At 65.9% G+C, this 15,488-nt stretch carries 16 protein-coding genes and 1 pseudogene; 6 read left to right on the forward strand and 11 right to left on the reverse strand.

Annotation, left to right across the window (positions count from 1 at the left end; genetic code table 11):
* Positions 1 to 2 precede the first annotated feature (2 nt).
* The 5 genes from AB4Y73_RS07460 to ligD form a co-directional block, all read right to left on the reverse strand.
* On the reverse strand, positions 3 to 1,436 hold the full coding sequence (locus AB4Y73_RS07460; RefSeq protein WP_441870448.1) for a flotillin family protein: 1,434 nt from the start codon (positions 1,434 to 1,436) through the stop codon (positions 3 to 5).
* 269 nt (positions 1,437 to 1,705) lie between these two features.
* A complete protein-coding gene (locus tag AB4Y73_RS07465) occupies positions 1,706 to 2,593 on the reverse strand; it encodes an oxygenase MpaB family protein (RefSeq protein ID WP_441870450.1) in 888 nt (295 codons plus the stop codon).
* A 28-nt stretch (positions 2,594 to 2,621) separates the two neighbouring features.
* A complete protein-coding gene (locus AB4Y73_RS07470) occupies positions 2,622 to 3,185 on the reverse strand; it encodes a DoxX family protein (RefSeq protein ID WP_441870452.1) in 564 nt (187 codons plus the stop codon).
* A gap of 71 nt (positions 3,186 to 3,256) precedes the next feature.
* The gene (locus AB4Y73_RS07475; RefSeq protein ID WP_441870454.1) at positions 3,257 to 4,048 is read right to left on the reverse strand and encodes a PIG-L deacetylase family protein; all 792 of its coding nucleotides are present in this window, start codon (positions 4,046 to 4,048) and stop codon (positions 3,257 to 3,259) included.
* Positions 4,049 to 4,098: 50 nt separating this feature from the next.
* The gene (gene ligD, locus AB4Y73_RS07480) at positions 4,099 to 5,343 is read right to left on the reverse strand and encodes a non-homologous end-joining DNA ligase (RefSeq protein WP_441870456.1); all 1,245 of its coding nucleotides are present in this window, start codon (positions 5,341 to 5,343) and stop codon (positions 4,099 to 4,101) included.
* Between the two features lie 70 nt (positions 5,344 to 5,413).
* On the opposite strand from ligD, the gene AB4Y73_RS07485 reads away from it, so the two are divergent.
* Positions 5,414 to 5,857: an SRPBCC family protein gene (locus AB4Y73_RS07485; protein ID WP_441870458.1), complete on the forward strand. Its 444-nt coding sequence runs from the start codon at positions 5,414 to 5,416 to the stop codon at positions 5,855 to 5,857.
* 29 nt (positions 5,858 to 5,886) lie between these two features.
* On the opposite strand, the gene AB4Y73_RS07490 is transcribed toward AB4Y73_RS07485, so the two are convergent.
* A complete protein-coding gene (locus AB4Y73_RS07490; RefSeq protein WP_441870460.1) occupies positions 5,887 to 6,918 on the reverse strand; it encodes a LacI family DNA-binding transcriptional regulator in 1,032 nt (343 codons plus the stop codon).
* A 108-nt stretch (positions 6,919 to 7,026) separates the two neighbouring features.
* Here AB4Y73_RS07490 and AB4Y73_RS07495 point away from each other — a divergent pair, with 108 nt between their 5' ends.
* A complete protein-coding gene (locus AB4Y73_RS07495) occupies positions 7,027 to 7,662 on the forward strand; it encodes a dihydrofolate reductase family protein (RefSeq protein ID WP_441870462.1) in 636 nt (211 codons plus the stop codon).
* Position 7,663: 1 nt separating this feature from the next.
* On the opposite strand, the gene AB4Y73_RS07500 is transcribed toward AB4Y73_RS07495, so the two are convergent.
* Positions 7,664 to 8,356 carry a DUF4386 domain-containing protein gene (locus tag AB4Y73_RS07500; protein ID WP_441870464.1) on the reverse strand — a complete coding sequence of 231 codons (693 nt, stop codon included), beginning with the start codon at positions 8,354 to 8,356 and terminating at the stop codon, positions 7,664 to 7,666.
* A complete protein-coding gene (locus tag AB4Y73_RS07505) occupies positions 8,353 to 8,973 on the reverse strand; it encodes a hypothetical protein (protein ID WP_441870466.1) in 621 nt (206 codons plus the stop codon). The genes AB4Y73_RS07500 and AB4Y73_RS07505 overlap by 4 nt, the downstream gene beginning before the upstream one ends.
* Positions 8,974 to 9,064: 91 nt before the next feature.
* Here AB4Y73_RS07505 and AB4Y73_RS07510 point away from each other — a divergent pair, with 91 nt between their 5' ends.
* Positions 9,065 to 9,736, forward strand: coding sequence for a TetR/AcrR family transcriptional regulator (locus AB4Y73_RS07510; RefSeq protein WP_441870468.1), 672 nt, complete (start codon positions 9,065 to 9,067; stop codon positions 9,734 to 9,736).
* A gap of 17 nt (positions 9,737 to 9,753) precedes the next feature.
* Positions 9,754 to 11,169, forward strand: a complete 1,416-nt coding sequence (locus AB4Y73_RS07515) for an MFS transporter (RefSeq protein ID WP_441870470.1) — start codon at positions 9,754 to 9,756, stop codon at positions 11,167 to 11,169.
* A 20-nt stretch (positions 11,170 to 11,189) separates the two neighbouring features.
* Here AB4Y73_RS07515 and ilvD read toward each other — a convergent pair whose 3' ends face one another.
* Entirely contained in the window at positions 11,190 to 13,055 is a 1,866-nt protein-coding gene (gene ilvD, locus AB4Y73_RS07520) for a dihydroxy-acid dehydratase (protein ID WP_441870472.1), read from the reverse strand.
* A gap of 76 nt (positions 13,056 to 13,131) precedes the next feature.
* Here ilvD and AB4Y73_RS07525 point away from each other — a divergent pair, with 76 nt between their 5' ends.
* A complete protein-coding gene (locus AB4Y73_RS07525; RefSeq protein ID WP_441870474.1) occupies positions 13,132 to 13,923 on the forward strand; it encodes a helix-turn-helix transcriptional regulator in 792 nt (263 codons plus the stop codon).
* 23 nt (positions 13,924 to 13,946) lie between these two features.
* On the opposite strand, the gene AB4Y73_RS07530 is transcribed toward AB4Y73_RS07525, so the two are convergent.
* Positions 13,947 to 14,198: a hypothetical protein gene (locus AB4Y73_RS07530; RefSeq protein WP_441870476.1), complete on the reverse strand. Its 252-nt coding sequence runs from the start codon at positions 14,196 to 14,198 to the stop codon at positions 13,947 to 13,949.
* A 291-nt stretch (positions 14,199 to 14,489) separates the two neighbouring features.
* Between AB4Y73_RS07530 and AB4Y73_RS07535 the strand changes: the two are divergent.
* Positions 14,490 to 15,098 (forward strand): annotated as a pseudogene (locus tag AB4Y73_RS07535) (MFS transporter); the annotation flags it as partial.
* Here AB4Y73_RS07535 and AB4Y73_RS07540 read toward each other — a convergent pair.
* Positions 15,074 to 15,448, reverse strand: coding sequence for a CoA transferase (locus tag AB4Y73_RS07540; RefSeq protein WP_441870859.1), 375 nt, complete (start codon positions 15,446 to 15,448; stop codon positions 15,074 to 15,076). The pseudogene AB4Y73_RS07535 and the gene AB4Y73_RS07540 sit on opposite strands and share 25 nt — an antisense overlap.
* Between the last annotated feature and the right edge of the window lie 40 nt (positions 15,449 to 15,488).

The following is a 15,488-nucleotide window of genomic DNA, read 5'->3' on the forward strand; positions in this document are numbered from 1 at the left end:
CCCTACGCGCCGGGAGCCTCGGGTGGGCGTTTGGCGTCCGGGCCTTTCTTGAGCGCCGACGCCAGAGCCGGAAGGTAGTCGCCCACCTGCGCGAGGATTCCGCCGAGCATCTTGTTGACGCCCTCGCCGCCGTTCAGGACAGTCATCTGACCTACGTGCGAGAACGGCTCGGCCGCTGCAGCGATGATGGCGGGCATGTTCTCGGCGAGCTGCTGCGAAATCACCGCATCCTGGTTGGTCCCCAAAGCTTCGGCCCGGGCCTTGATACCGTCTGCCTCAGCCAGCGCCTTGGCCTTGATCGCGGAGGCCGCAGCCTCACCCTTGGCCTTCGTGGCCGCGGCTTCGGCCTCACCCGTGACCTTGGTGGCTCCGGCCGCGGCAGCAGCGGCAGTGGCATTCGCCTGTGCTTGCAGTTCCGTCCGGCGGGCGTTGGCCTGGGCCTCAAGTTCCGTGCGGCGTGCCAGTGCCTCGGCGGCGCTGATGTCCGCCGCTTTCTGGCCTTCAGCGTCGGTTCGTTTGGCGTACGCTTTCGCGTCGGCGGGTTTCCGCACGGTGGTCTGGAGCTTCTGTTCTTCGCGGTCCGCCTCGAGCTTGGCGACTTCGGTTTCCTGGACCACCACCTGCTGCCGCGCCGTGGCGTCGGCCAGGGGGCCGGCCTGGGCAGCGTTGGCCTTGGCGCGCTCGGCGTTGGCCTGCGCCACCGACTGCCGGATTGCTGAAATGCTCTGTGCGTCCGCGATCAATGCCGCCGCCTCCGCTTCCTTCTCGGCAGCCTCACGGTTCCTGGTGGCCTCGGCGATGCGGGCCTCCATCTTCACCTGCGCAATGTGCGGCTTGGCGATGTTCTGGATGTACCCTGTGGGGTCCTGCAGGTCCTTGATCTGCAGCGAATCCACCACGAGCCCCAGCTTTTCCATCTCCACGCCGCTGGCGCTGCGGACCTGCGAACCGAGTTTGTCCCGCTCGCGGATGATCTCCTCCATGGTCATGCTGCCGATGATGGAGCGCAAGTGGCCCTCAAAGACGTTGTACACCTGGCTTTCCATCTTGGGCTGCTGCCCCAGGAAGCGCCGGGCCGCATTGGCAATAAAGGGCGGGGCGTCACCAATCTTGTAGATGACCACGCCCTCCACGATGACCTGGATGCCCTGCGATGTAACACAGGACACTTTGAGCTCGGTTTCGTTCAGGGTGAGCGAGAGGGTCCGTACCGTCTGAAGGCCCGGTAGGACCAGTGCACCCTTACCCGTGACGATCTTGAAATCCATCCCGGCCCGGGTTTCCAGGGTTCCACGGGTCAGCCCGGAGATGATGAGGGCTTCATTGGGCTCAGCCACCTTCCACATCAGTTTTGTTGCCACCCAAACAAAACCGATGGCAACAAGCACCCCCAGGATGGTGGCGATTAGCGGGAAGAATGCTGAGAAGTCCGGCATGAACAGGTCCTTTCAAGGGTCGCAGGTGCCGCGTTAAAGCCCCAAAATGCTGCAACTGTCCGTTCCCGACCGGGTCAAGATACGGGTTTCCGGGCTGCCGGGCCAGCTGTTGTAGTCAGTCTGATTGGGCGCCGCCCAAGAGTCCAGAGCTCAGCTGATATTTGCCTGCGGCAACGGAACTGGCGCCCGACGGCGGCACCCGGCTCCCGCCGTCGGGCGCGGTTTGGCCCCCGGCCAACTTACGGCCGCGCGAAAAGCCGCTCCCTTGATCAGGACTCGCTGCGGGGCCGGGCGCCCATCACGTTGACCGGGCCGATATCGGCCAAGTTATAGCCCTCGGCATAGATCGGCGGCGCGGCCTGTCCGGGAATGAAGCTGGGAACAGTACTCAAGCGAGTGCGGCGCCGGATGGTGTTGCGCACGCCCATGCCGGTATTGAGCGCGAGGCGTGACCACCAGGTGCTTCGGGGGAGTCCGAGCGCCGCGGCAAGCTGCGCGTCGTCCAGCATTGTCGCGATCATGCGCGTCGTGACCGGATGGAGGAGCCTCGGCTGCATGCTTTGGAATACCTGGACCGTGGCGCCCATGAGCGTCCTGCCGGCACTGCTTGGCGCCACCCTCCGGCGTTCGTAGTCGTCGAAAAACTTTTCGGCTGCTTCGAACGTGACGGGAATGTCCGCGATATGGATTCTCTCACCCAGCTCGCGGAAGAAGTGTGTTGCGGCGTCTCGCTCGGTCTGCGTCGGTCGGCGCCAGCCGTAACGGTCGGTCCACCGGATCGGAACCACCAGGAGGGTCATGAGCACATAAAGAAAATCCTCCTGGCTGCCAGGAACGTGCCGGTGGACGCGGTTGAGCAGCGCCGTCATCTGCCGCCCGCGTTCCGAGTCCAGCCCGCAGGCGATGAGTTCGTAAATAACGAGGCCGGTGTCGATGGACCGCTTCATGGGCCGGGCCGGTATTTCCCCGTTCCTCACGAGCGTGGCTGAACCGGACGGAATGGCGAAAGTCCGGTAGTAGGCAAGGAAGAAGCCGAACTGGATGTCCTCTGCGAGGTCAAACAGCGCCATCTGACGGAATGTCTGCTCCCAGTCTTCCGGGCCCCGTGCCAGCTGCCTGTCCCGGCTCTGCGCCAGAGATGAATGGACCCGCATCATGGGAGACCTCCAACGTGAAGAAAACTGCTCAGCCTTCGTGTTCCGCGGCGCCGGCGTCCGGGGCCGCCTCGTCGGCGGCCAGGGCCTTTTGCCGACGATAGATCTGGACCGCGGTGACCGCCGGTATGGTGGCCAGGGCGACCGCCCGCATCCATGGCCGGTCCAGGATATGGCCGGTGAGCGCGTCCAGGGACAAGGAGCCGGGGCCGCCCAGGGTGAACGTTGCTGCCGCCACGGCCAGGACCGCCGGGTACTCAAGTCCGCCTTCTGTGGCGAAGAATCCGCCAGGAGCATGGACGCTGGCCGCGACGGCCATCGTGGTGGCAGCGGCGGCGCCGGCCGCCGGAGTCGCCAGACCCACGGCAAGGGCGAGGCCGGCTCCTGCTTCGCCAACGCCTGCGAGTACGGCGCTGGATTTTGCGGGGCGGAAGCCCATAGCGTGCATGCCCTTGCTGGTGCCTTCGAGGCCTCCGCCCCCGAACCATCCGAAGAGCTTTTGGGATCCGTGGGCCATGAGGACGCTGCCGAGAGCGACCCGGAAGATGGCCTGCGCGGCGCTAGCGGCGGTGGAGCTGGTGGTTTCGTGGCTCATGGAGTCCTCCTCAGGTACAGTTTTCCGCTGCAGCAAGTCCACCGCAACGGGTGCCGCTTATTTCGCCGGCCTCAAAGCCCTTCGAAGAGATCGGTCAGCAACGGACTGCCGGGAGGCCGGCCAGGCCACGCCATGACCGTCGATTCACGGGAGGCCATCGTGGCCCACCGGCGTTCGTCCATAGCCGGATCCACCAGCACGTCCCGCTGGGACTTGTGTTCCAGCAGCCCGGCAAGAACCCGGTGCGCCACCTGGCGGGTGTCCACTTCGATGTCTATCGACTCGTCGGGAACCGGCCGCAGATGGTATTCCACGGTTGGGTCCCACGGCGCCAGCCCCTCCCGCTGCCGCCTGAGGTTCCACCGTTCAAACGTGGACGCGCGCATGGCACCGTGCACCAGCCGCCGGAAGCCCGGGCCCGGCGTCTGCCGCGCCCGGTGGAACGCTTCATCGGTGGCCCTGCCGACGGCGATATGATCACGGTGCCCGGTGATTCCGTCGGGCCCGAACGTCGCCACCACCTGGGGCCGTTCCTCAAGCAGGACCTCCAGGATCCGGCCCACCAGTTCCTCGAAGTCGGCCTCCGCCACCCGTCCGTCGGCGTAGTCCAGCCACTCGTGGCGATCGGGGATTCTGCCGTGGGCCCGCCACGCGTTGGCGCTCTCGCGGCGGCGCCAGGCACCCAACGCATCAGGCGTCGTCGGAACCCCCGCGGAGATCTGTCCGGCCCCGCCGTCGGTGGCGAGCACCAGGCAGAATCTGAATCCCTCGTCCTTCTCGTGCAGGGCAATCGAGCCCGCGCAACCGTACGCATCGTCGTCCGGATGGGCAACCACCACCGCCAGGGAGTGCGGCTCATTCATGGGAGCAAGGTTAAACCCTGCAGCGGGAGAATCACAGCGCTAATAATCCGTCAGGATGCCGGCCGCCCGGGCCATTCCTTGCCCGCCCACGGATCGTAGTCGGCAATGAGCTCCTCCTGCGCCGGCCGCTCAGTGTCGGGGATGTGCTGGAGGTTGACCCGCACCCGGTACCAGAGCGAACTTGATCCACGCATCCCGTCCACGAGCACATCGGCCGGATGCAGGGCCGGGACGAGGTCCGCATGCCGGGCCTTCCACTCCTCCAGCGCCGCGAGTGCTTCGGGCTTCGTCCTGGTGCGGGCCACCTCGACCAGCGGCATCACCGACTGCCGGCGCCCCGAACCGTCGCCCGCACGGGGCGGCTTTTCGGCCGGGCCGAGTTCTTTAGCCAGAGTGAGGAGGCCGTCGAGGGTGCCGACGGCGTCGTCAATACCGGCGTGCGGGTCGCCGAGATCGGCGAAGCGCCCCGGCACCGTCCGAACAGTGAACTGCTCCGGACGGGCCGAACGGACCTCTTCCCAGGTGAGCGGCGTGGAAACCCTGGCATCGGGCAGGGGCCGCACCGAGTATGCGGATGCCACGGTGCGGTCCTTGGCGTTCTGGTTGAAGTCGACAAACACACTCTCGCCGCGTTCCTCCTTCCACCACCGAGCGGTGGCGAGGCCGGGAGCCCGGTTCTCGACCTCACGGGCGAGGGTTTCGGCGGCCAGCCGCACATCGCGGTAGGACCACTGCGGCGCGATCCGCACCAGGACGTGGAGCCCACGCGACCCGCTTGTCTTGGGCCACCCCACGAGGCCGACGTCGTCGAGCACCTCCCGCGCAACGTACGCGACGTCCACGATCTGGCTCCAGTCCACCCCTGGCATCGGATCGAGGTCCACCCGGAGTTCGTCGGGGTGCTCAAGGTCCTCGGCGCGCACCGGGTGCGGGTTGAGGTCCAGGCAGCCAAGATTCACCACCCAGGCGAGCCCGGCGGCATCGCGGATAACGGCTTCCTCAGCCGAGGTGCCGGAGGCGTAGTGGAGTGTCGCGGTGTCAATGAAATCCGGGTGGTTCTCGGGCACACGCTTTTGGAAGAACGGTTCGCCGTCGATGCCCTTCGGAAAGCGTTTGAGCACCATGGGACGGCCCCCTGCGCCGCGCAGCGCACCATCCGCGACGGCGAGGTAGTAGCGAACCAGATCAAGCTTCGTGAGACCCGGCCCAGGGAACACCACCTTGTCCGGACTCGAGATGCGAACCTCCGCACCGGCAATGGTCAGGATCTCGGCCGGGGTCTTTGAGGGGCTCATGACGCCACGCTAGCAACGATCGGATGTCCCAGCCAGACTGGTGTTGGAAGCCAAAGGAAGGGAAGCCACCGTGAAATCGATAACCGGGGAAATCTTCATCAACGCCCTGGTGGCAGAGGTGTTCAACTTTGTTGCTGATGAACGCAATGAGCCGCTGTACAACGAAAACATGCTCCGGGCCGAGAAGCTCACCCCGGGACCAGTTGGGGTCGGGACGCGATTCTCCGCCGTCATGAAGGGGCGCAGCCGCACAGAGGTGACCATCGAATACACCGGCTTCACTCGCCCGCAGACCCTTGGCTCGATCAGCCGGACTGCCGGGATGGAGATCGAAGGCGAGCTGACCTTTGTTCCCGAAGGAAAGGGCACCAGGCTCCGCTGGGTCTGGAAACTGCACCCTCATGGCGCGCTGCGCCTCCTCACACCGTTGGTGCGGTCTACGGGAAACCGCCAGGAACGCGCCAACTGGTCAGCGCTGAAAAGCTATCTGGAGGCCACGCCCAGGACTGCCTGAGCTGACGGGTAGTTGGCGGCCTGCGGTGATTACGTGGCAAGTAGTCGTCCGCTGGAGCCGCGCACGATCAGGCTGGTCGGCAGGGCCGCACGTCCCGCTGGCTCTGCCGGCAACGGGCCCCCCTCGGCGCTTGACAGGTCCGCCAGAATCAAGGAGAGCGCCGTCGACCCGGCTTCACTGAAGGGTGAGGCAATAGTTGTCAGCGCCGGGGTGGTGAAATCGGACCCAAAAATGTTGTCGAAGCCGACCACGCTGAATTCCTCCGGTATCTTCACCTTTGCTGCCTGCAGTTCCCTCATCAACCCGATAGCCAGGACGTCGTTGAAGCACAGCGCGGCGGTGGCCCCGGAGGCGATCACGTCCCTCGCGGCACGCCGGCCGCCCTCGGTGGTAGGTGCTGCGGTGGAGATGAGCAGCGCCTCGCGCCCTGTCCATTCACAGGCGGAGCGCAGGCTTTCCCACCGGCGGGCCGAGAGCCAGGAGCTGTCAGGTCCGCTCAGGAAAGCGATCCTACGGTGGCCGCCGGAGGCAAGGTGTCGAACCGCTTCGGAGATGCCGGGTTCGACGTCGGGGACGACGGAATCAACGCCTTCAACGCTGCGGTTGACGACAGCGACGGGTTTGGTGGCATTGAGTCTCCGGATCTCCGGATCGGACATGCGGGGGCTCGCAAGAATGATGCCGTCAGTAGAGGGCTGGATCCGCTGTGCGACCATCAATTCCGTTGAAGCCGACTCGGCCGACTCCGCCAGCACCACGGTCATGCCATGTGCGGCAGCGGCGGACTGGGCGCCGCGGATCATGTCGAAATAGCTGGGGTTGGTGATGTCCGCGACGATGAGCCCGATGGTGCCCGTGCGGCCCGTCAGCAGCGCACGGGCGAGTGGATTGGCCCTGAAGTTGAGCTCCGCGGCTGCGTCCTCCACTAGTTTCCTCGTTTTGGTGCTGACCCGCTCGGGTTTTCCCAGTGCGCGGGACACGGTGGAGGGATTAACGCCGGCAATTTTTGCGATGTCGTAAATGGTGACCTTGGTGCCGCCCGTGCTCGAACTCTTCGCCATGGCAACATTCTCCCAAACTTGAACCCTTGAACGTCCAATGCTCCGGGGCTAGCATGTCCGGCACGCGGCCCAGCGGAAACTGACGTTGATCAGATCGGAGAGACGGCCATGAGCGAGACAACCGCGGAGGCGTCATCGGCAAAGCTGATGGTGGATCTGATCATCTCCCTGGACGGCTATGCCTCCGCCGAGGGGTGGCCAGGCTGGTGGGGCCTGGAAGGGCCCGAGTATCTGGCGTGGCTCGAACAGGAAGGGGAGAAGGGTTATACCTTCCTTCTGGGAGCGAACACTTACCGGCTGATGTCCGGCATGTCGGGGGAAGCCGCCTCCGAGGGGTCCGGTTACTCCGAGAATGAGGGGGCCAGCCTGACCGGCCTTGCCGCAGTTCCCAAGATTGTCTTCTCCTCCACACTGCAGGCGCCCCTGACCTGGCCGAATTCCGAACTGGTCGCCGGCGACGCGGTGGAGGCGGTGACGGAGATGAAACGGACCGGCACCGGGCCGCTGAGCACCCTTGGCAGCCTCAGCCTGTCCCGATCATTGCTGACGGCCGGCCTGGTGGACAGGTTCCGGTTGGTGGTTTTCCCTGTGATTACCGGCCGCACCGGACGGGAGCGGATCTATGACGGTTATCCGGACGTTGCGCTCGAGATGGTGGACAGCAGGACCTTTGACGGCCGGCTCCAGCTGCTTGAGTACGTCCCCACCGTGCTCAGCGGACCGCCGGGCACCACTGCGCGCTGAGTTAGAGCAGCAGGAACACACCGACTGCCACCAGCCAGAGTGACCACACGATGTAGGTCACGGGAGTCAGTGCCGCGGCCAGCTTCCAGCCCGCCGGTTCAAACCGCCCAACGAATTCCAGCGAGCATAATGCGAGCACTGCGCCGATGATTATGCCCACAATCCCGAGCCACGCGGGCAAGGTGCTGCTTTGGGTGATGGCCACGCCGGCAAGCACGCTCCAGGCGCCGCTGAGCAGGTACCCAAGGTGCTCGCCCACGGCGACGCCCAGATAGCGGTTGAAGGACTGGAAGACGATGTCGGCCGCCTCCTTCCGGGCCGGGGAGGCGTCAGGGGCGGTTGCCGTGCGGGCAAGGTAGGGCACCAGGAACGGCCAGCGGATGAGTCCGAGGAACTGCACAACGGCGGCCAGCACACCCGCCGTAGACCCCAGCGCGAGCAGCGTTGCATCCGCTCCGGCCAGCGCCCCCGACAGCAGTACGGCTGCGGGGGCCAGCAGCACTGCCGTCATCGCGAACGACCACCAAAGAAGCACCAGGGCTGACCCGCCGTCGCGGAAGCGGAGCAGGATTTCCTGCGTCGGCTTGCGCAGGATGTCAGGGTAATCGAACTTGGCGGCCAGGGCAGCGAATGCCGCGTTGAATCCCAGCGGCAGGATGATCAGCAGGACGCCCGCCGCGGTTGCGGCGTTCACCGCCGGGTCCCGGCTGCAGGTCCAACGGCGGCACGTCCCACGGACGCGGAACGTCCGTCCGGTGAAGGTCCGACGGCGGCGCTCGCCGCCGGGGCAACGATCACGCTGGGCCGGCGGCCGAGGATGCGGCGGAGGACAAGTCCGGTACCAGCAGTGACGATCAATGCGCCGCTGGAGCCGAACGCGACATAGCCGCTGTCGGCGTCGACGATGACATTGGCGGTGACCACCCAGCCGAGGGCCCAGGTTGCGCTGACCGTGACCGCCCACAGCGCGGTGATCTGCCAGCCGCGGCGGAGTGCCAGGCCCTGGCCCAGTCCCACTGCCGCCCCTGCCAAGACGCCAGTTACGGCCAGGGCGCCCACCGACGTCGCCGATCCCGTCACGGCGGCCGCAATGGCGCTGCCGGCCGCCATCCCGACTGTGCTGGCGGCAATCCACTGCCAGCTGACTGCCGGCCGCAATGCCAGCCACTGGGGGATGCCGATAATGCCTCCGGCAATGGCCCCCGCCAGTGCCGCGGTCAACGGGCTGTTCGCTGACCCAATCATCAGGAAAGCCAGCCAACCGCCGAGGGGGAAGCCGAGGAATGAAGGTGCCCAGCGAAGGAATGACATTGGAGTCTCCTGAATGGAAGGGGTTTGTGTACGTTGTACGTTACGCTTAGTGTACGCTGTACGCAAGAGGTCCCAAGAGAAAGTTGAACCCGTGCCTGGAGCAGTCTCCGCCCCCCGCAGCCGGCGGCCCCGCAACTCGCTTACCGTTGATGAAATCCTGGACGTTGCCGAGCGTGTGGCCTCTGCCGGGATCGAGACACTGACAATCCGGGCAGTGGCCGCCGAGCTGGAGTCGTCACCGATGGCGTTGTATCGCTACTTCAGCACCAAGGAGGACCTGGTGGACGCCTTGCTGGACCGGGTGCTGGGACGGATGGAGCCGCCGTCGGAAAGCGCCGACTGGATCCAGGACCTGGCGGCGTTCGCTCGGAACCACCGCGACATGCTCCGCCGCCACCAATGGGCGGTAACGGCGCTCTTCGCCCACCCGGCGCCCGGACCCAACGCCCTGCCCATCGGGGAGTGGGCGCTGCAGATCCTGGCCAGGGGAGGGATTACGGGAGACACAGCCGTGGCAACGTTCAGCGGGATCGTCGGACTGAATTATGGCTGGGCGTCATTCGTGGTGGCGCGGAGCGGCGGCGCAGGGGAGTCGCTGGCCGAGGGCCTCAGGGGTCCGGACGTGGCTCAGGCGTTCCCGCTCACCGCCTCGGTGGCCGGGCCAATGAGCCGATACGGCAGTGCGGAGCACTACGACCTCGTTCTGGGCCAGCTGCTCGCCGGAATTTCCTCGCAGCCGGACCGTGACCACACCACTGAGTAGTCAGTAAACTGGGCGGCATGACCGAGCAGGAACCGGCTTTTCCCGAGGCCGCTGCCGTTCCCGAGGCCGTCGACACGTCCTTGCGCAGTCCGGCGCAGCGTTCCCGCACGTTCGGCGGGATCCTGGTGAACACTGCCCTGGCCAACATCACCACCAGCTACCTGTGGTTCGCCCTGACGTTCTGGGTGTACCTGGGAACGCGCAACGTGATCGCCACCGGGGTGGTGGGTGGTGTTTACATGCTGTTGATCGCGCTCTCCAGCATCAGCTTCGGGACCTTCGTGGACCGCTACCGCAAGTTGGCCGTCATGCGCTTTGCCGCGGGCTTCACCCTGGCGATGTTCCTGCTGTCAGGGGTTATGTTCCTGCTGACATCGGCCGACTCACTGCTGGACCTGGCCCGGCCGTGGTTCTGGATCTTCACGCTGATCATCCTGGTCGGTGCCGTGGTCGAAAACATGCGCAACATCGCCCTCTCCACGACCGTCACCATTCTTATTGAGCCGGACCGGCGGGCCAACGCCAACGGGCTGGTGGGCATGGTGCAGGGACTGATGTTCATCGTCACCTCGGTGCTCTCCGGATTGTCGGTGGGCCTGCTGGGCATGGGCTGGACCATCGTGGTCGCCCTGGTGCTCACGGCGCTGGCCTTCGCGCACCTCCTCACCCTCCGCATGCCCGAGGAAGTGCGCGCGGCTGCCACAGATGCACAGGGCAGCTTTGACCTGCGAGGCTCCCTCGCGGCCGTACTCGCAATCGCGGGACTCTTCGCACTGATCCTGTTCTCCACCTTCAACAACTTCATCGGCGGCGTCTACATGGCGCTGATGGACCCCTACGGCCTGGAGATGTTCCCCGTGGAGCTGTGGGGGACCTACTTCGCGGTTGGCGCCACCGGATTCATCGTGGGCGGTGCGCTGATCGGCAAGTTCGGGCTCGGGTCCAACCCGTTGCGCAGCATGCTCATTGCGGTGATCCTGATGGGGGTCCTCGGCGCGGTGTTCACATTGCGGGAGTGCGCCTGGCTGTACATCGCGGGCATCTGGCTCTACCTGGTCCTGGTTCCATTTGTGGAGGCTGCGGAGCAGACGGTCATCCAGCGGGTGGTGCCGCTGCCCCGGCAGGGCCGGGTGTTCGGGTTCGCCATGGCCTTTGAATCCGCAGCAGCGCCCATCACAGCATTCCTCATCGCGCCGATCGCCCAGTTCTGGATCATCCCGTATGCCCGGTCGGCCGAGGGCGCCGCCCGGCTGGCCCCGCTGCTGGGTGAGGGCACTTCCCGCGGCATCGCGCTGGTGTTCCTCGTGGCCGGGATCATCATGGTCGCCGCCGCCCTGCTGGCCTTCCTGACCCCGGTGTACCGCCGGGTCTCGGCGTCCTACGCCGGGGTAGACGCAGGGGAACCGGAGGCGGCGGCGGACACCGTCGGGTAGTCCGCCCCTTCCCCGGTGCCTTATCCCGCGGCGACCGGCAGCGGCTCGAGGGGCACGTGGCGCACCGCCCCCTTGTCCGCCGAGAGCGCGAAGGCCGCGTAGGCCCGCAGCGCCGGTGACACAGCGCGCTCACGGTTGCGGGGCCGGTACCCGGTGCTCGCTTCCAGCAATTCACGACGGCGGTCAAGTTCGGCGTCGGGCACTTCAACGGTGATGGAGCGTGAGGGAATGTCGATGGAAATCGTGTCGCCGTCCTCGACGAGCGCAATGGCTCCTCCTGCGGCCGCCTCGGGGGAGATGTGGCCGATGGACAGTCCTGACGTTCCGCCGGAGAAGCGGCCATCGGTGATCAGCGCGCACTTTGCGCCGAGTCCCAGTCCCTTGAGGAACGACGTCGGATACAGCATTTCCTGCATGCCCGGTCCGCCGCGCGGGCCTTCGTATCGGATGACGACGACGTCGCCTGCGACGATCCGTTTGCTGAGGATGGCTTCGACGGCGTCGTCCTGCGATTCGAACACGACGGCCGGGCCGGAGAACTTGAAGATGGATTCGTCCACGCCGGCGGTCTTCACCACACAGCCGTCCACCGAGATGTTTCCCCGGAGGACCGCCAGTCCACCCTCCACGGTGTGCGCGTTTTCGATCGAGCGGACGCAGCCGTTCGCGTTATCGGTATCCAGCGTGTCCCAGCGCTCGGACTGGGAGAAGGCCGTCGCGGACCGGACGCAGCCGGGCGCCGCGTGGAACAGTTCGACGGCGCTGTCGGTTGCTTTGCCGCCGCGGATGTCCCAGTCGTCCAGCCAGGAGCGCAGGTCCGGGCCGTGGACGGAGCGCACATCGTGGTTGAGCATTCCGCCGCGGTCCAGCTCGCCCAGGATGGCCGGGATGCCGCCGGCTCGGTGGACGTCCTCGACCAGGTAGTCGCCGTTGGGGGCAACTTTGGTCAGGCAGGGCGTGCGGCGCGAGATCGCGTCGATGTCCCCGAGCGTGAAGTCGAGTTCAGCCTCCTGTGCTGCGGCGAGCAAGTGGAGGATGGTGTTGGACGACCCGCCCATGGCGATGTCCATGGTCATGGCGTTCTCAAACGCGGCGCGGCTGGCAATGGCCCGCGGCAGCACGGTCTCGTCGTCGCCGTCGTAGTACGCGTTGGTGATGTCCACGATGGCCTTGCCGGCGTCCCGGTACAGTTCCTTGCGGGCCGTGTGCGTGGCCAGGGTGGTGCCGTTGCCCGGCAGCGAGAGGCCCAGGGCTTCAGTGAGGCAGTTCATGGAGTTGGCGGTGAACATGCCCGAGCAGGAACCGCAGGTGGGGCAGGACGTTTCCTCGATGCGCAGCAGGTCCTCGTCGGAGACGGCGTCGTTGACGGCATCGGCGATGGCGGAGATCAGGTTCAGGCGCTTGCGGACGGTGCCGTCCACCAGGACGGCGGTGCCCCCTTCCATGGGGCCGCCGCTGACGAAGACCGTCGGGATGTTCAGGCGCAGCGCGGCCATCAGCATGCCCGGCGTGATCTTGTCACAGTTCGAGATGCAGATCAGGGCGTCGGCGCAATGGGCGTTGACCATGTACTCCACCGAGTCGGCGATCAGGTCGCGCGAGGGCAGTGAGTAGAGCATGCCGCCGTGGCCCATGGCGATGCCGTCGTCGACGGCGATGGTGTTGAACTCGCGCGGGATGCCACCGGCCTCAATGATGGCGTCCGAGACGATGCGGCCCACCGGCTGCAGGTGCGTGTGGCCGGGGACGAATTCGGTAAAGCTGTTTGCGACGGCGATGATCGGCTTGCCGAAGTCGGATCCGTTGACGCCGGCGGCCCGGAGCAAGGCGCGGGCGCCCACCATGTTGCGGCCGTGGGTGACTGTTCGTGAGCGTAGAGGAGGCATGAAAGCAGTCAACCAGTGCGGGAGGGGCGGTGGAAGACGGTGCTGGTACTAGTAGTGGCAGTGCTAGATTCTTGGGGTGAGTGATGAACGACGACGTGAGCTGGGGCAGTTCCTGCGGGACCGGCGCGGAAACCTGGTACGGGCCGAGCTGGGGCTGCCGCCGATCGGACGCAGCCGCACCCAGGGGCTGCGCCGTGAGGAAGTTGCATCCTTCGCCGCCGTCAGCGTCACCTGGTACACTTGGCTCGAACAGGGCCGGGAGATCAACGCCTCGCGGCAGGTCCTTGAGGCAATCGCGCGGGTACTGCAACTAACAGCAGCGGAGAACGCGTACCTTTTGGCTTTGGGCGGCTACGCGCCTGTACCTGTCGCGGACATCGCCCCGATCGAGGAAGCGCCTGCACATGTGCAGCGGCTGCTGGACTCCTTGGATTTCCCGGCATTCGCCGTGGCTCCGGACTGGGGAATCGCCGGCTGGAACCGTGCGTATGCAGGCCTGTATTCGCGGATCGCCGCCGTTGGCCCGGCGGACAGAAACTTGCTCTGGCTTATTTTCACGGACCCGCACCTGCGCGACATGCTCCCGGACTGGGAAGAGACGTCCCGGCATTTCGTTGCTGAGTTCCGCGCCGAGGCCGGAGCTCGGCTGGGCTCCGCGGCACACACGGCGCTGATTTCCCGCCTGACCGCGGCCAGCCCCGAGTTTGCCCAGCTGTGGGCGGACCGCGGAGTGGAGCGCTTTGCTTCCCGGCAACGGGTGTTTCTGCATCCCGACGCCGGCAGGTTGGTCTACGAGCAGCACCGGTTGGTTCCCTCCGACGCGCCCGAACTGCACCTGGTCATGTACGCCCCTGTGCAGGGTGCCTGAACAGGTTCGAACACGACGCGTATTCAGGGATCGCGCCGCGGAGCCGATCGGGCGTTGAGCCACTGACGGACCAGCCTCAGGACCTCATCAGGGTCAGCAGTGGAAATAGTGCTCGGGTCATCGTCCGGAGCTTCGCTGTAGGTAAGCCTGGCGCGAAATGGCACGGCCTGATCCGGCTCGTTCCACGTGCGGATGACCAAGGCGGCCATGGCAGGCATCGCCGGGTCTGACCCGTTTTCGTCAGAGACTCCTGACGGACGGCCATCCTGTGTCATGGCATTTCACCCTACTCTCAGTCGGCGGACTCCCATTCAGTGGAACGTGTGGAGGCTGCCTCGATCCTGCAGCAAGAGAATCAGCGATCAGCCTAGCTTTGCGAAAGGTTCGCTCAAGATCGGAGCGTCGGCAGGTCCGCCGCCCGGTGCAGGGACTGTTTCACATCGGAACACTATGGCCTGCGCCGCACCCCTCATCCTGAATACAGAGGCAGTGGCCTACATCACACTCTGACTACGTCGGTTTCAAAGGAGAAACACATGCCCAGCACCACAACATCGCCGCCGGCGATGACCCCCCGCAGGGCGGCCACCGCTGCACTGCTCGGCAGCGCGCTCGAGTACTACGACTTTTTCGTCTACGGCGCCGCAGCGGCCCTCGTATTCAATGTCCTCTTCTTTCCTTCGGGTGACCCCACGGTCGCCCTGATCGCATCCTTCGCCACCTTTGCAGTGGGCTACGTTGCCCGGCCGGTCGGCGCGATGGTGATGGGGCACTTCGGTGACCGCCTCGGCCGCAAGCGCGTCATGCTCGCAACGGTGGTCATGATGGGCATCGCCTCGTTCGCCATCGGCTGCCTCCCGACATTCGACCAGGTGGGGCTGCTGGCCCCGGCACTGCTGGTCGTCCTCCGCGTCGTCCAGGGCTTCTCCGCGGGTACCGAATCTGCCGGCGCCTCGACGTTGACGGTTGAGCATTCCCCCGTCGGGAAGCGCGGCTTCTTCACCAGCTTCGTGATGGTCGGCTATGCCGTGGGCTGCTCGCTGGCCACCATCGTCTTCCTCCCGGTGGCACTCCTGCCCGCCGAGCACCTCTACAGCTGGGGCTGGCGGGTGCCATTCTGGCTCAGTGCCGTCGTCGTCGTCATCACCTACTACGTGCGCAGCCACCTGGACGAAACCCCGGTGTTCGCCGAAGCGAACTCGATTCCGCCACGGACATCGTTGATCGGGGCGCACGGCAACCGTGCGTCCGTGAAGATGTCGAACCACTCTGAAGCTGGCTTCGTGGCCATCAGTTCCACCAGAAGCGGACGCAGGGCCTTACGGTTGTGGCTGCGATCCGGCGGCGTGCCGAACCTTGGGTCCGTGGCGAGGCGCGGCGCGCCCAGAACACCGCACAGGGTACGGAACTGGCGGTCGTTGCCGATGGCCAGGACGATGTCGCCGTCAGCGGTGGGGAGCGGCTCGTAGGGGTAGATGCTGGGGTGCTCATTGCCCATGCGGGTGGGCACGTTGCCGCTGAGCATGAAGCCGGGTCAGGGGACTGCTTCCCCTGACCCCGACGTC

It is taken from the genome of Pseudarthrobacter sp. TAF60_1 (assembly GCF_052113505.1).
Taxonomy (GTDB): domain Bacteria; phylum Actinomycetota; class Actinomycetes; order Actinomycetales; family Micrococcaceae; genus Arthrobacter.

Excerpts from the sequence above, each read along its gene's own strand:
- ilvD (WP_441870472.1), bottom strand. The coding sequence starts at position 13,055 with ATGCCTCCTCTACGCTCACGAACAGTCACCCACGGCCGCAACATGGTG.
- AB4Y73_RS07515 (WP_441870470.1), top strand. The coding sequence starts at position 9,754 with ATGACCGAGCAGGAACCGGCTTTTCCCGAGGCCGCTGCCGTTCCCGAG.
- AB4Y73_RS07460 (WP_441870448.1), bottom strand. The coding sequence starts at position 1,436 with ATGCCGGACTTCTCAGCATTCTTCCCGCTAATCGCCACCATCCTGGGG.
- ligD (WP_441870456.1), bottom strand. The coding sequence starts at position 5,343 with ATGAGCCCCTCAAAGACCCCGGCCGAGATCCTGACCATTGCCGGTGCG.
- AB4Y73_RS07475 (WP_441870454.1), bottom strand. The coding sequence starts at position 4,048 with ATGAATGAGCCGCACTCCCTGGCGGTGGTGGTTGCCCATCCGGACGAC.
- AB4Y73_RS07465 (WP_441870450.1), bottom strand. The coding sequence starts at position 2,593 with ATGATGCGGGTCCATTCATCTCTGGCGCAGAGCCGGGACAGGCAGCTG.
- AB4Y73_RS07470 (WP_441870452.1), bottom strand. The coding sequence starts at position 3,185 with ATGAGCCACGAAACCACCAGCTCCACCGCCGCTAGCGCCGCGCAGGCC.
- AB4Y73_RS07495 (WP_441870462.1), top strand. The coding sequence starts at position 7,027 with ATGAGCGAGACAACCGCGGAGGCGTCATCGGCAAAGCTGATGGTGGAT.
- AB4Y73_RS07540 (WP_441870859.1), bottom strand. The coding sequence starts at position 15,448 with ATGCTCAGCGGCAACGTGCCCACCCGCATGGGCAATGAGCACCCCAGC.
- AB4Y73_RS07490 (WP_441870460.1), bottom strand. The coding sequence starts at position 6,918 with ATGGCGAAGAGTTCGAGCACGGGCGGCACCAAGGTCACCATTTACGAC.
- AB4Y73_RS07530 (WP_441870476.1), bottom strand. The coding sequence starts at position 14,198 with ATGACACAGGATGGCCGTCCGTCAGGAGTCTCTGACGAAAACGGGTCA.
- AB4Y73_RS07505 (WP_441870466.1), bottom strand. The coding sequence starts at position 8,973 with ATGTCATTCCTTCGCTGGGCACCTTCATTCCTCGGCTTCCCCCTCGGC.